Raw genomic sequence first — 14,571 nt, forward strand, 5'->3', positions numbered from 1 at the left:
AGCGTCTTTAGATATCCAGGATAAGACGTTGAGGATCTTCTAATAACTCTTTCACGGTAACCAGGAAACCTACCGATTGTTTACCATCAATGATTCGATGGTCATAAGAAAGAGCCAGGTACATCATCGGTAAGATTTCGATCTTACCGTCTACCACCATCGCCCGCTCCTGGATTTTATGCATACCCAGAATAGCGCTTTGTGGTGGGTTCAAAATTGGCGTTGAAAGCAGTGAACCAAATACGCCACCGTTAGTGATGGTGAAGTTACCACCCTGCATTTCATCCATAGTCAACTTACCGTCGCGGCCTTTAATAGCCAGGTCACGAATACCGTTTTCCATATCCGCAATGCTTAGGCGGTCTGTGTCACGCAGAACTGGGGTTACCAGACCACGAGGCGTTGATACCGCGATGCTGATATCGAAGAAATTGTGGTAAACAATATCGTCGCCATCAATGGATGCGTTTACATCTGGGAAACGTTTCAGTGCTTCAGTTACTGCTTTTACGTAGAAGCCCATGAAACCAAGACGCGTGCCGTGAGTTTCTTCGAACACGTCTTTGTATTTCTTACGCAAGTCCATAATTGGCTTCATGTTGATTTCGTTAAACGTGGTCAACATGGCCGTGTCGTTCTTAGCTTGCAACAGACGCTCGGCTATACGCTTACGCAGACGTGTCATAGGTACACGCTTCTGCTCACGGTCACCTGAAACCTCAGGCTGTGAAGACTGCTGTTTGCTGCTGTCCGAAGACTTAGAAGACTGTGCTTTTACGTGTTTTTCCACGTCTTCTTTAGTGACGCGACCGCCCTTACCAGTGCCTTTAACATCACTTGGCTTAAGGCCGTGTTCACCAAGTAAACGACGAACCGCTGGACCCGCTACTTCGTTGTCACCGTCATCGTCCTTGCTTTCTGAAGAAGATTCGGATTTGTTCTCATCAGACTTGCTTGAACTACTGCCGGCAGACCCACCAGCTTCTACAATACCGATAACGTCATCAGCACCGACTGTCGCGCCTTCTTCGTGTTTAATTTCAGCTAAAACGCCATCAGCCGGAGCAACGACTTCCAAAACCACTTTATCGGTTTCAATATCAACCAGGTTCTGGTCGCGTTTTACCGCATCACCGGCTTTAACGTGCCAGGTAGAAACAGTGGCATCAGAAACAGATTCTGGCAGTTGAGGAACTTTAACTTCCATCTTCTCGCCGGAACCTTTTTTGTCAGAACCTTTGTCTTCTGAAGAATCAGATTCTTTTTTCTCTGACTTCTTGTCGTCGCCTGAGTCTTTATCTTCTGATTTATCGTCAGATGCCGACGCGCCGTCACCTTCTTCAATTTTTCCGATAACTTCTTCAGCTGTTACGGTAGTGCCTTCTTCGGCAGTAATTTCGCCCAAAACACCGTCTGCTTCCGCAACCACTTCCAGCACTACCTTGTCGGTTTCGATGTCAACCAGATTCTGGTCGCGAGACACTTTATCGCCAGGTTTTACGTGCCATGTTGCAATTGTTGCATCTGCAACAGACTCGGGTAATTGAGGAACTTTAATATCAATCGCCATGGTTCATCTTCACCTATTTAATGGTTAGCGCTTCGTCAACAAGGTTTTGCTGCTGCTTGTTGTGCTCTGAAATGTATCCGACCGCCGGTGCGGCTGACGCACTACGACCACGATAAGACAACTGAGCTCCTTTCGGAATTGCGGCCCAGAAGTGATGTTGGCTGCTATACCACGCACCCTGGTTCTGAGGCTCTTCCTGACACCAGACAAAATCTTTAACGTGCTGATAATCTTTCATAATTTCTGCCACTTCTTCCGCAGGGAACGGATACAGCTGTTCGATACGAATAATGGCAACATCTTCTTGTTCACGCTCGCGGCGTTCTTTCAGTAAATCGTAGTAAACTTTACCTGAGCAGAATACCACGCGTTTTACTTTTTTCGGATTCAGATCATCGATTTCACCAATCGCGTTCTGGAATCCATGATCCGCTAAATCATCCATTTCTGATATCGCTAACGGATGACGTAACAATGACTTAGGCGTCATAACAACTAACGGACGGCGAACCGGGCGTAAGTGCTGACGACGGATCATGTGGAAAACCTGTGCAGGCGTTGTCGGTACACAAACTGACCAGTTGTGATCAGCTGATAATTGCAGGAAACGCTCCAGACGGGCTGAACTGTGCTCAGGACCCTGCCCTTCGTAACCATGTGGCAATAACAAGGTTAAACCACATAAACGTCCCCATTTCTGCTCGCCAGAACTTAAGAACTGGTCAATAACCACCTGGGCGCCGTTTACGAAATCGCCAAACTGAGCTTCCCACATAACCAACGACTGTGGTTCAGCTGTCGCATAACCATATTCAAAAGCCACAACCGCGGCTTCCGATAAAACCGAGTCATAAATTTCCATTTGCCCTTGATCTGAACCTAAGTTGTTCAGTGGCATATAAGTTGAACCATCTTTCTGGTTATGCAAAACCGCGTGACGGTGGAAAAAGGTACCACGCCCGCTGTCCTGACCAGTTAAACGAATATGAGTGCCATCGTTAACTAAGGTGGCATAAGCCAAAGTTTCAGCGAAACCCCAGTCCATTGGTTTATCACCTTTCGCCATTTTCAGACGTTCTTGATAAACTTTTTCAACTCGGGAATTCAGCTTGTCTTCTTCCGGATACTGAGTGATTTTTTCACCCAATTCTTTCAGCTTATCTGCTGAGATTTTGTAGTCGTACTCAACGTCCCAGTCGTTTCCTATATAGGGAGACCAGTCAACAGAATGCTGACGCATAGGACGGTGTTCATCAACCACTACTTCGCCTTTATCTAACGCATCACGATAGTCAGACATCCACTGCTTAGCGGTGTCTTCATCAACTATCGATTTCTCTATCAGACGCTTACCATAAAGCTCGCGGGCAACGGGCTGCTTTTTAACTTTTGCGTACATCAGCGGCTGTGTTGCACTTGGCTCGTCGGCTTCGTTATGTCCATGACGACGATAACAAACCAAATCAATAACCACGTCGCGCTGGAATGCATTACGGTAATCAAGCGCTAACTGAGTGACAAAAACAACGGCTTCAGGGTCATCCGCATTAACGTGGAAAATTGGCGCCTGCACCATCTTGGCAATGTCAGTGCAATACTGAGTAGAACGCGCATCTTCCTGTTTAGAGGTAGTGAAACCAACCTGGTTATTCACCACTATGCGGATAGAACCGCCAACACGGTAAGCACGTGTTTGCGACATGTTGAACGTTTCTTGTACCACACCCTGGCCAGCAACAGCAGCGTCACCGTGAATGGTAATAGGCAGAACTTTTTTGCCTTCAGGATCTTTCAGGCGATCCATGCGCGCACGAACCGAGCCCATAACGACCGGGTTAACTATTTCCAGGTGCGACGGGTTAAATGCTAATGCAAGGTGGACATCGCCGCCTGGCGTTGCATAGTCAGAAGAGAAACCCATGTGATACTTAACATCACCCGAGCCCTTACTGCTGTCATGCTTACCGGCAAACTCGTCGAATAAGTCCTGTGGCTTTTTACCCAGAACGTTGACTAAAACGTTCAAACGACCACGGTGAGCCATACCAATAACAACTTCCTTGGCACCTTGCTCACCAGAGCGTGAAATGAGTTCTTTTAACAGCGGAACCAGACTGTCGCCACCTTCTAATGAAAAGCGCTTAGCACCTGGGAATTTTGACCCAAGATACTTTTCCATTCCGTCAGCGGCTATAAGTTCTTTTAAAATTTTAGTCTGTTGTTCTTTTTCAAACTTGGGTTTTCCAAGGACACCTTCCAACCGTTGCTGAATCCAGCGTTTTTCCTCGGTTGAAACAATGTGCATGTACTCGGCACCAATAGAGCCACAATAAATATTTTCCAGTGCTTCGTGAATATCACTCAGCTTCATTGTGTCTTTGCCAACAGCTAAAGAGCCCACATTAAACTCGCGTTCTAAGTCGTCTTTGCTTAAATCGTGGAAGTTTAATGAAAGGTCTGGAACGGTTTCCTGTTTCCATAAACCAAGAGGATCAAGGTTGGCGTGCTGATGGCCGCGGAATCGGTAAGCATTGATGAGCTGTAAAACTTTAACTTGCTTCTGATCTGCGGCAGTCGTGCTGCCTGTTTGAGATTGCTTGAGCTTATTCTTAGCGGCCTGGCGAAACTGCTCCCGGACATCGCTGAGTTTAGTATCAACAATGTGATTATCCTTCGGCAACGCATCGAACATTTGACGCCATTCATCACTGACTGCCGTCGGATCATCCAGATACGCCTCAAACATTTGTTCAATGTAGGCAACGTTACCACCGGCTAGATGCGATGTTTCTAACCATTCACGCATTACACCATCTTGCATTGCGTTTCCTTCACCTGAATAGATAAACCGTTTTTATAAAAAAATAGCCATCCTTTGTGGGATGGCCATCCACAACATCAACCGTTCAAATTGGCGCGACGATTTAACGAGTTAAACAGCGCGACTCAAAAGCATCGATTTGATGTGTCCAATAGCCTTTGTTGGATTCAACCCTTTTGGACATACGTTAACGCAGTTCATGATTCCGTGACAACGGAATACACTAAAGGCATCATCAAGTTCGTCCAAACGCTCGTCTGTTGCTGTGTCACGACTATCAATTAAGAAACGATAAGCGTGCAGCAGACCAGCAGGTCCAACAAATTTATCCGGGTTCCACCAGAACGATGGGCACGAAGATGAACAACATGCACATAAAATACATTCGTAAAGACCATCAAGCTTAGCACGGTCTTCCGGCGACTGTAGTCGTTCACGCGCTGGTGGCGTTTTGTCATCGTTGATAAGGTACGGTTTGATTTTCTCGTACTGTTGATAGAACTGGCTCATATCAACAATCAAATCACGAATGACCGGCAAGCCTGGTAGCGGACGAATCACAATTTTGTCTGATTTCAAAGAAGACAAGTGAGTGATACATGCCAAACCATTTTTACCGTTAATATTCATACCATCGGAGCCACAAACACCTTCACGGCACGAGCGGCGGAACGCCAGCGATGGGTCTTGTTCTTTCAATTTGATCAATGCTTCTAGCACCATCAAATCCTGACTGTCTTCCATCTCCAACGTGTACTCTTTCATGTGAGGCGCGTTGTCGACATCAGGATTGTAACGATAAATTGAAAATGTGTACTTTTTCATATTACCCTCCAACTTAGTAGGTACGAGCTTTCGGAGGGAAAGCTTCACGCAGTTTAGGTGCCATATTGACCTCCCGCGTCACCATATCTTCCTTTTCAGGACGATAAACAGTGTGTACTAACCACTTCTCATCATCACGATCCGGGTAGTCTGCACGGCTGTGAGCACCGCGGCTTTCTGTACGGAAGCTAGCAGCAACTGCAGTTGAGTAAGCCGTTTCCATCAAGTTATCTAGCTCAAGGCACTCGACGCGCTGAGTATTAAACTCTTTAGAGGTGTCATCAAGACGGGCGTTCTTAAGGCGTTCGCGAATTTCGCGCAGCTCAGCAAGCCCTTCTTTCATTGAATCGCCTTCGCGGAAAACCGAGAAATTAAGTTGCATGCACTGCTGCAGGTCTTTCTTAATTTGTGCCGGATCTTCGCCTTTTTGGGTGTTTTCCCAACGATTATAACGCGCTAGTGCAGCGTCAATGTCGTCGCTACTTGCTTCTCTGGCTTCTACGTTAGCCGCAAGAGTTTCACCCAGGTGCATACCGGTTGAACGACCAAATACCACTAGGTCAAGCAGTGAGTTACCGCCTAAGCGGTTAGCACCGTGTACAGATACACAAGCAATTTCACCACAAGCAAACAGGCCTTTAACATGAGATGTCTGACCATCGTCACCAACAGTCAGGACTTGTCCGTTAACATCCGTCGGAATACCGCCCATCATGTAGTGACAGGTAGGAATAACCGGAATTGGTTCTTTCACCGGATCAACGTGTGCGAATGTACGTGATAAGTCACAAACACCCGGCAAACGACTCTCGAGGGTTTCTTTACCCAGGTGATCCAGTTTCAGTTTAAGGTGAGTACCCCATGGGCCTTCACAACCACGTCCTTCACGGATTTCAGTCATCATAGCGCGTGAAACAACGTCGCGTGATGCCAAATCTTTCGCGTTTGGCGCATAACGCTCCATAAAGCGTTCACCGTCTTTGTTCAGCAGGTAACCGCCTTCACCACGACAACCTTCTGTAACAAGCGAGCCCGCTCCGGCAATACCGGTTGGGTGGAACTGCCACATTTCCATATCTTGTACTGGAACGCCTGCGCGCAGAGCCATACCAATACCGTCACCCGTGTTGATATGAGCATTGGTCGTTGAAGAATAAATACGACCAGCACCGCCGGTAGCAAGAACAACGGCCTTAGCTTTAACAAAGTAAACTTCGCCGCTTTCGATATCCATGGTGGTTACACCACAAACTTCGCCGTCTTGGTTCTTAACGATATCCAGCGCGTACCATTCTGAAAATACGGTGGTCTTTTTCTTCACGTTTTGCTGATAAAGCAAATGCAGTAAAGCGTGACCAGTACGGTCAGCGGCAGCGGCAGTACGAGCGGCCTGCTCGCCACCAAAGTTCTTCGACTGACCACCAAATGGACGTTGATAAACTTTGCCGTTTTCAAAACGCGAAAATGGTAAACCTAGGTTTTCCATTTCTAAAATAGCTTCAGGGCCAGCTTTACACATGTATTCGATAGCGTCCTGGTCACCAATATAGTCCGAACCTTTAACGGTATCGAACATGTGCCATTCCCAGTTATCTTCATGCGCATTACCTAGTGCTACGGTAATACCACCCTGAGCAGAAACTGTGTGAGAGCGTGTTGGAAACACTTTGGACATCAACGCGCAACTCAATCCCTCTTGGGAAATTTGCAGTGCTGCTCGCATGCCGGCACCGCCAGCACCAATCACCACTGCATCATATTCTAAAGTTTTAACAGTCACTTAAACACCCCACAGTACGAATAAGCCAGTGAGCCAAACAGCGATCAGACCAACGCTGAAAACCAGTTGGATAAAAGCTCTGAGACCGGACGCTTTCACGTAGTCTGTTGATACTTGCCAAATGCCAATCCAGCCGTGAATTAGCACAGAGGACAAGGCCAGCATAGTGAATACTTTCATCCAAATGTTGGCAAACAACCCACTCCACACTTGATAAGTTACATCTGGCGTAGAAAGGAAGAACCCAGCCATGAACAGTGAATATAGAACCATTACAATCGCGCTGGCTCTCAATAAAATAAAGTCATGAGAACCGCTACGACCAAAAGTAGCTGCTGCTGTTACCATAGCCAAACTCCTACTAATACGGAAAAGATCACAGAAAGAGCAATTGAGACAATTGCGCTGATTCTTCCGGAATCGAGTTCTTCCCAGTAGCCCATGTCCATTACTAAGTGACGCAGACCAATGATTAAGTGAAATCCTAGCGCTGTCAAAATACCCCAGCCAATAAATTTAGCGATAAAGCTGGTCATGATACTCTCGATTTGAGCAAAGCCTTCAGGGCCACTAAGTGACACGGCAAAAGCCCAAATTAGAAAAGCCAGAGAGAACAGCATAGCAACACCGGAAATACGATGCAGTATGGATGCTTTGGCAGCGGCAGGAAGCTTGATAGTTGATAAGTCTAAATTAACAGGTCTTTCTTTTTTCACGATAGATTGCCTTTTAATAAAGCACAAAAGAAATGCAATTTTCGTTTGCGCGACACAGAAACATGCCACCAATACGGCGCAAAGTATATCTAGCCAAGCTATTAATTACAACGACAAACTCAGATTTGAACGCTGACTAAAATACGCTTTACTACTAAAGTCTAACTTAAGGTTATAATTCTTCAATCTGAGTAATCTTTTCGTCATGTTTATTACGTATGTTTAGCTATAATTGGTTCATGTTCCCCGATTAAAATTGACATTTAAGGGCATGATCGAGTTAAATTAGCGCACTTTTTCAAAGTAGATAGCGAGGAGAATTCCTTATGGCTGATCGTAAAGCCACTTTACAGATTGACGGCCAATCCATTGAATTGCCGGTACTATCACCAACGGCAGGAAAGGATGTAGTTGACGTCCGAACTCTGGGAAAACATGGTTATTTTACTTTTGACCCGGGGTTTCTGGCTACAGGCTCTTGCGAGTCGGCTATCACCTATATAGATGGTGAAAACGGCGTTTTATTACACCGCGGTTACCCTATTGGTGAATTAGCAACTAAAGCAGATTATTTAGAAGTTTGCTACATGTTGTTGCACGGCGAAGCTCCTACCGAAAAGCAATACCATGAATTCAAAGACACCATTACTAAACACACTATGGTGCACCAGGGAATTCACAATTTCTTTAATGGTTTCCGTCGCGATGCTCACCCTATGGCAATGTTATGTGCCGTAACGGGGGCTTTATCATCGTTCTATCATGATGACCTGGAGATTCACGATGAAAACCAACGTTTACGCAGTGCTTACCGTCTGATTGCTAAAATACCGACAATTGCAGCAATGGCTTATAAATTCAGCATTGGTCAACCTTTCGTTTACCCACGTAACGACTTAGGTTATGCAGAAAACTTCCTGAACATGATGTTCTCGGTTCCTGCGGAAGACTACAAAATAAGCCCTGCGGTAGCTCGCGCTATGGATCGCATCTTTACTTTGCATGCTGACCACGAGCAAAACGCATCAACGTCAACAGTACGCCTTGCCGGTTCTTCTGGTGCTAACCCTTACGCATGTATCGCTGCGGGTGTTGCGTCTTTATGGGGACCAGCCCATGGTGGTGCAAACGAAGCTTGCTTGCGTATGCTGGCTGAAATTGGCTCTGTTGAAAACATTCCAAAATATATTGAGAAAGCAAAAGACAAAGACGATCCTTTCCGTCTAATGGGCTTTGGTCACCGTGTATACAAAAACACCGACCCTCGTGCAACGGTAATGCGTGAATCTTGCCACGAAGTACTGAAAGAATTGGATCGTGATGATCCATTACTTGACGTCGCAATGGAACTGGAGCGCATCGCTCTGGAAGACGACTACTTCATTGAAAAGAAACTCTTCCCTAACGTTGACTTCTACTCAGGTATCGTACTGAAAGCTATTGGTATTCCGACCAATATGTTCACCGTTATCTTTGCGCTGTCACGTACTGTCGGCTGGGTTTCTCACTGGCACGAAATGATGGGCGAAGAAAACCAGAAAATTGGTCGTCCTCGTCAGTTATATACTGGTTATACAAAACGCGAGTTTTCACCAATTAAAAAATAAATTGGTTTGAGTTAAGAAGGCGCTCGGTTGAGCGCCTTTTTTTATGCCCGCTCTTAATTAGTTTGAGTACATTGCTTTTCACACCTTACAGAACGTGCAACGAAGCCTTAAATTCTTTATACTACGTCGCATTTCGTTGGTCGCCAAAGAGAGAGCTGACAGACAAATTCATTTTCAACGTGCTTTAGCAGGTTGCAGATAATTACAGAGAGGCTTATGCAGCAAGTAGTCAATGTACAACAACCCATCATTACACCACGTAAATTCAAGGTATATCAGCATCGCCAGTTAGATAAAATTGAGGCGTTAAAGAAAGTTCCTGCTGACATGCGTTTTGAAATGAAAGTCGTCGCTAATGTACTGCCATTCAGAGTTAATGAATATGTATTTAACGAACTGATTGACTGGGAAAATGTACCCAATGACCCGCTGTTTCAACTGACATTTCCGCAAAAAGATATGCTGGAGCCTTCTGCGTATCAGCGCATGGCTGACCTAATGTCAGGCAAGCACACCACCAATGAGGTATTTGATTTAGCGACTCAATTACGCGATGAGATGAACCCTCACCCTGCCGGGCAAATGCAAATGAATGTGCCGCATGTTGACGGTGAACCTTTGCCAGGTATGCAGCATAAATACCGCGAAACGGTACTCTTCTTCCCGGCTCAGGGACAATACTGCCATTCTTACTGCACTTTCTGCTTCCGCTGGGCGCAGTTTGTTGGTAAGGCTACCCGCTTTAATTCAAACGACGCTGATCAATTGCACCGCTATCTGGCCCAACACAAAGAAGTTACTGACTTGCTGGTGACCGGCGGCGACCCAATGGTGATGCGCACGCGTAAGCTGGCTCATTATTTAGAAGGCTTACTGCAACCTGAGTTCGAGCATATTAAAACCATACGCATCGGCACTAAATCACTCACATTCTGGCCATATCGCTTTATCACCGACCCCGATGCGGACGATTTACTGCGTTTATTAGAGCGCTTAGTTGCTGGCGGCAAGCATGTATCGATAATGGCGCATTTAAACCACCCGAATGAATTGCGCACTGAAGTCTGTCAGGAAGCCATTCGCCGCCTGCGCGCTACAGGTGTTCAAATCCGCTGTCAGGCTCCTTTGCTCAAACACATTAACGACGACCCGGATGTCTGGGCTTCTATGTGGGAGAAGCAGGTACAACTGGGATTAATCCCTTATTACATGTTTGTCGAACGCGATACTGGCGCGAAACGTTACTTTGAAGTGCCACTGGAGCGTACCTGGGAAATTTTCCAAAAAGCGTATCAACAGGTTTCCGGTATTGCTCGTACCGTGCGAGGCCCTTCGATGAGCGCAGGCCCTGGAAAAGTAGAAGTTCAGGGGGTTACTGAAATTGCCGGTGAGAAAGTCTTTGCCTTACGCTTTATTCAGGGACGCAACCCAGACTGGGTACAACGCCCCTTCTTCGCTAAATACGACCCGGATGCCACCTGGCTGCATCACTTGAAACCAGCTTTTGGTGAAGAGAAATTCTTTTTCGAAGATGAGTATTCACAAATGTCGGCGATGGATTAACCATCGCCTGCCAGTTTTCGTGCCCGCTGCAGGTCTTCTTCGGTATCAATGCCTGTAGCTGGTGCGAGAATGGCTTCAGCGACATGAATACGCTCTCCGTGCCAAAGTACCCGCAATTGCTCTAACGACTCAAGCTGTTCAATAGGGCTTGGTTGCCACTCAACATAACGTCTCACAAACCCCGCCCGATAAGCGTAAATACCAATGTGACGATGGTAATGCTCAGTAACAACATCAGTCGCCCGATCGGCAGAAAAGTGCTCTCTGTCCCAGGGAATTGCCGCACGGCTAAAGTACAGCGCATAACCGGCAGCATCGGTAACCACCTTTACTGTGTTGGGGTTAAAAATATCTTCAGCGTCGGTAATAGGCACGGCCAGCGTCGCCATAGGTGCCTGTCGTTGATTCGCTAAGTTATCGGCAACCTGTCGAATAATTTCAGGTGGAATAAAGGGTTCATCGCCCTGCACATTAACCACCACTTCGTTTTCTGCCAGAGCTAATTGCTCGATAACCTCAGCCAACCGTTCCGTACCAGAGGAGTGTTCACTTGAGGTCATCATTACACGACCACCGAACTTATCAACGCCCTCTTTAACCCGCATATCATCGGTAGCAACTATGACTTCGGCAGCGCCACTAGCCTCAGCTCGCTCAACCACATGCTGAATCATCGGCTTTCCGGCTATATCGGCTAAAGGTTTGCCCGGCAAGCGGCTGGAACCGTAACGAGCGGGAATGACAACGGTAAAACTCATGAAGGAACCTTTTCTAACTCTTCTGAAGATAATTCGCGGGCCTTATCCGCTATAAGCACGGGAATATTCTCGTCTATAGGGTATGCAAGGCGTTCTCCGCGGCATACTAACTCGTTTTTATCCGAGTAATAAGTCAACTTTCCTTTACACTTCGGACACGCCAATATTGCTAATGTCGTTTTATCGATGGCCATTTTTCTTCCTTTCCAGCTCTGCCAATAAGTTAGTTTTCATCACTTCGGGCAGCTTCGCTTCAATTGTTTGGTAATACCAGTCAGCTTGGGCAAAAGGCTGGCATTTACCGGCATCTTTTTCTGTCATTAATATAGGGTTACCGGCCAGGTTAGAAAAGTCCTGTTGGCTAAAAGCGTGATGATCCGCAAAGCCCTGACGGTTCTCCAGTTCAATACCCTGCTCAATTAGCGAGTTAAAAAAGCGCTGCGGATAACCAATACCAGCCACTGCATTAAATTTGCTCTCGGTTTTTAACGCAATTTGCTCATTGTTATCAACCCGGTACCAGTTGCCTGGCTCTACATCCACAACATGCCGGGCGAATGCGTGGCGACCATAGTTAGAAATAACCCAGTCAGCGCCTTTCAGACGCCAGGGGCCTTCTCTTAATGGACCTGCAGGCAAAAGCCATCCGTTTCCGGTTCCTCGCTCAGCGTCTATCATAATTAATTCAATGTCGCGCTTAAGCCCGTAATGCTGCAGCCCGTCATCACAAATAATAACGTCTACTTTTGGATGTTGTTCAGCCATAAGCTTTGCGGCCTGAGCTCGTTTTGGCGCAATAACAACAGGGCAGCCAGTTCGGCGACGCATGAGCAAGGGTTCATCGCCAGCTTTCTCCGGCGAGTCACTCGCTGAAACGTCGTAGGGAAAAGGGCCTTTCGCACCGTAACCACGACTAATAATGCCCGGATTCCACCCTTCATCTTTTAGCCATTGGCTTAAGGCCACAACCATAGGTGTTTTGCCAGTGCCGCCCACGCTAATGTTTCCCACCACAATGACCGGAACATCAGCTTTATAGCTAGGCATTAACCCAAAAGCATAAAAACTTCGACGCAAATTCGTTACCAGCCAAAACACCAGCGACAGTGGTGCCAGCAAAAACAGTAAAGGGTGCAGACTGGCTTTATACCACTGCTTTTGAAGCCACATTAGGCGCTCCCGCTAAACTGCAAGTTATGCAGCTGAAAATATGCACCTTCCTGATCAAGCAATTGCTGGTGTGTACCGCGTTCAATAATCTCACCGTTGTCCATAACCAAAATCTCATCAGCATTTTCAATGGTTGATAAACGGTGAGCAATAACAATAGCTGTGCGGTTTTGACGCAAGGTTCCTAACGCATCCTGAATATGACGCTCGGACTCAGTGTCCAGCGCCGATGTTGCTTCATCCAATATAAGAATGGGAGCGTCTTGTAATAACGCTCGGGCTATAGCAATACGCTGACGTTGACCACCGGATAACATCACCCCATTCTCGCCCACCATAGTATCCAGCCCTTTTGGCATACTGTCGGTGAACTCAGTAACGTAAGCTTGCTCAGCGGCTTTAATAATGTCTTCACGCGATACATCTTGCGAAGCACCATAGGCAATATTGTTTGCTATGGTGTCGTTAAACAAGGTTACATGCTGAGACACCAGCGCAAACTGACGTCTTAAGCATTTCAGCTTATAATCGTTAATATTATGGCCATCAAGCAGAATGTTGCCCTGCTCCACATCGTAAAAGCGCGTAAGTAAGTTCGATATTGTCGACTTACCACTACCTGACCGCCCTACCAGCGCCACGGTTTTGCCTTGATCAACTTTAAAGTTTATGTGCTGAAGAGCGGGTTCATCATCTTTTTGATAAGAAAAGGTCACGTCATCAAAGACAATATCACCGGCTGCCCGCTCTACCACTCGCGAGCCTTTATCAACTTCAATCGGTTCGTCAAGAATCGCAAATACACTGGTTGCAGCCGCAATACCGCGCTGGAAATCACTGTTTACGTTAGTAAGCTGCTTTAACGGACGCAGCAGCATGATCATGGCGGTAAGTAACGTAGTAAAAGCACCGGCCGAAAGCTCACCCAGCATTTCTGGGAAACTGGCAATAACCAGAACCATAGACAGACTTAGCGAAGCTATAAACTGAATAACCGAAGTGCTTATAGCCCGGGTGTTCACCAACTTCATATTCTGGTTGCGAGTAATGTTGTTTATTTCCGAAAAACGTGTCGACTCACCTTCTTGACCCTGGTGCATGATCACAACCTTATGGCCGTTGATCATCTGCTCTGCAGTTGTGGTTACATTACCCATAGCTGTTTGAATACGACTGCTTACTTTACGGAAGCGACGCGAAACAACCCCTACGACTTTTGCAACCAGAGGCCCTATCACCAAAAATACCAATGATAGTTGCCAGCTTTGATAAAACATCAAACCCAACAAACCAACGACAAACGCGCCCTCTTTCACCAAGACCAGAACAGCCCGGCTACTCGCTTCTGCTACCTGCTGCGTGTCATAAGTTATTTTTGAAATCAAATCACCGGTTGAATGCTGGTCATGGAAACCAACCGGCAGTTTCATCATATGGTCAAAAAGCTGCTGCCGCATTTTAGTAACGACTTTAAAACCCACCCAATGCAGGAAATAACTGGAAGCAACATTCAAAGAACCGCGAAGGATGAAAATAAAAGGAACAAAGAGGGCACCGTAAAGCAATATATTAGAGTCCTGCTCTGTTAACCCATTATCAATTAAGGTTTCAATTTGGGATAAGAACAATGTATCAATGGCAGAGTAACCAATCATACACAGGATAGCAGCGATAAAAGCTGCCTTATAAGGTTTGATATAACCTAACAAGCGTTTAAAGGTCGTCTTTTTTTTAAGCTGAGAATCCATGTAGTCTCAAATA

At 46.4% G+C, this 14,571-nt stretch carries 12 protein-coding genes; 2 read left to right on the forward strand and 10 right to left on the reverse strand.

Translation table 11 applies throughout. The features are described from left to right. Nucleotides 1–7: 7 nt before the first annotated feature. The 6 genes from odhB to sdhC all read right to left on the reverse strand — a co-directional run bounded on the left by odhB (nucleotide 8) and on the right by sdhC (nucleotide 7,712). The gene (gene odhB, locus ACN0TF_RS04145) at nucleotides 8–1,570 is read right to left on the reverse strand and encodes a 2-oxoglutarate dehydrogenase complex dihydrolipoyllysine-residue succinyltransferase (protein ID WP_417440872.1); all 1,563 of its coding nucleotides are present in this window, start codon (nucleotides 1,568–1,570) and stop codon (nucleotides 8–10) included. Between the two features lie 13 nt (nucleotides 1,571–1,583). Continuing rightward, nucleotides 1,584–4,391 carry a 2-oxoglutarate dehydrogenase E1 component gene (locus tag ACN0TF_RS04150; RefSeq protein ID WP_417440873.1) on the reverse strand — a complete coding sequence of 936 codons (2,808 nt, stop codon included), beginning with the start codon at nucleotides 4,389–4,391 and terminating at the stop codon, nucleotides 1,584–1,586. Between the two features lie 111 nt (nucleotides 4,392–4,502). Further along, nucleotides 4,503–5,216 (reverse strand): succinate dehydrogenase iron-sulfur subunit, encoded by a 714-nt coding sequence (locus ACN0TF_RS04155; RefSeq protein ID WP_417437852.1) that lies wholly within the window; start codon nucleotides 5,214–5,216, stop codon nucleotides 4,503–4,505. A 13-nt stretch (nucleotides 5,217–5,229) separates the two neighbouring features. Beyond that, complete coding sequence (sdhA, locus tag ACN0TF_RS04160; RefSeq protein WP_011234748.1) at nucleotides 5,230–6,996, reverse strand: succinate dehydrogenase flavoprotein subunit; 1,767 nt, start codon at nucleotides 6,994–6,996, stop codon at nucleotides 5,230–5,232. Further along, the gene (gene sdhD, locus ACN0TF_RS04165; RefSeq protein WP_011234749.1) at nucleotides 6,997–7,344 is read right to left on the reverse strand and encodes a succinate dehydrogenase, hydrophobic membrane anchor protein; all 348 of its coding nucleotides are present in this window, start codon (nucleotides 7,342–7,344) and stop codon (nucleotides 6,997–6,999) included. It abuts the gene before it with no gap. Continuing rightward, nucleotides 7,338–7,712, reverse strand: a complete 375-nt coding sequence (sdhC, locus tag ACN0TF_RS04170) for a succinate dehydrogenase, cytochrome b556 subunit (RefSeq protein WP_011234750.1) — start codon at nucleotides 7,710–7,712, stop codon at nucleotides 7,338–7,340. The genes sdhD and sdhC overlap by 7 nt, the downstream gene beginning before the upstream one ends. A 326-nt stretch (nucleotides 7,713–8,038) precedes the next feature. On the opposite strand from sdhC, the gene gltA reads away from it, so the two are divergent. Beyond that, the gene (gene gltA, locus ACN0TF_RS04175) at nucleotides 8,039–9,319 is read left to right on the forward strand and encodes a citrate synthase (RefSeq protein WP_417440874.1); all 1,281 of its coding nucleotides are present in this window, start codon (nucleotides 8,039–8,041) and stop codon (nucleotides 9,317–9,319) included. A gap of 216 nt (nucleotides 9,320–9,535) precedes the next feature. Continuing rightward, nucleotides 9,536–10,882 (forward strand): KamA family radical SAM protein, encoded by a 1,347-nt coding sequence (locus ACN0TF_RS04180; protein ID WP_417440875.1) that lies wholly within the window; start codon nucleotides 9,536–9,538, stop codon nucleotides 10,880–10,882. On the opposite strand, the gene kdsB is transcribed toward ACN0TF_RS04180, so the two are convergent. From kdsB to msbA, 4 genes are read right to left on the reverse strand one after another with little or no spacing between them, the layout of a single operon-like run. After that, nucleotides 10,879–11,640: a 3-deoxy-manno-octulosonate cytidylyltransferase gene (gene kdsB, locus ACN0TF_RS04185; RefSeq protein WP_417440876.1), complete on the reverse strand. Its 762-nt coding sequence runs from the start codon at nucleotides 11,638–11,640 to the stop codon at nucleotides 10,879–10,881. The genes ACN0TF_RS04180 and kdsB overlap by 4 nt on opposite strands. After that, nucleotides 11,637–11,834, reverse strand: a complete 198-nt coding sequence (locus ACN0TF_RS04190) for a Trm112 family protein (protein ID WP_417440877.1) — start codon at nucleotides 11,832–11,834, stop codon at nucleotides 11,637–11,639. Before ACN0TF_RS04190 ends, kdsB begins: the two co-directional genes overlap by 4 nt. Continuing rightward, nucleotides 11,821–12,810 carry a tetraacyldisaccharide 4'-kinase gene (gene lpxK / locus ACN0TF_RS04195; RefSeq protein WP_417440878.1) on the reverse strand — a complete coding sequence of 330 codons (990 nt, stop codon included), beginning with the start codon at nucleotides 12,808–12,810 and terminating at the stop codon, nucleotides 11,821–11,823. Before lpxK ends, ACN0TF_RS04190 begins: the two co-directional genes overlap by 14 nt. Beyond that, on the reverse strand, nucleotides 12,810–14,558 hold the full coding sequence (gene msbA, locus ACN0TF_RS04200; protein ID WP_417440879.1) for a lipid A export permease/ATP-binding protein MsbA: 1,749 nt from the start codon (nucleotides 14,556–14,558) through the stop codon (nucleotides 12,810–12,812). The genes lpxK and msbA overlap by 1 nt, the downstream gene beginning before the upstream one ends. Nucleotides 14,559–14,571 lie beyond the last annotated feature (13 nt).

The organism is Idiomarina sp., from assembly GCF_048265525.1.
Taxonomy (GTDB): Bacteria; Pseudomonadota; Gammaproteobacteria; order Enterobacterales; family Alteromonadaceae; genus Idiomarina.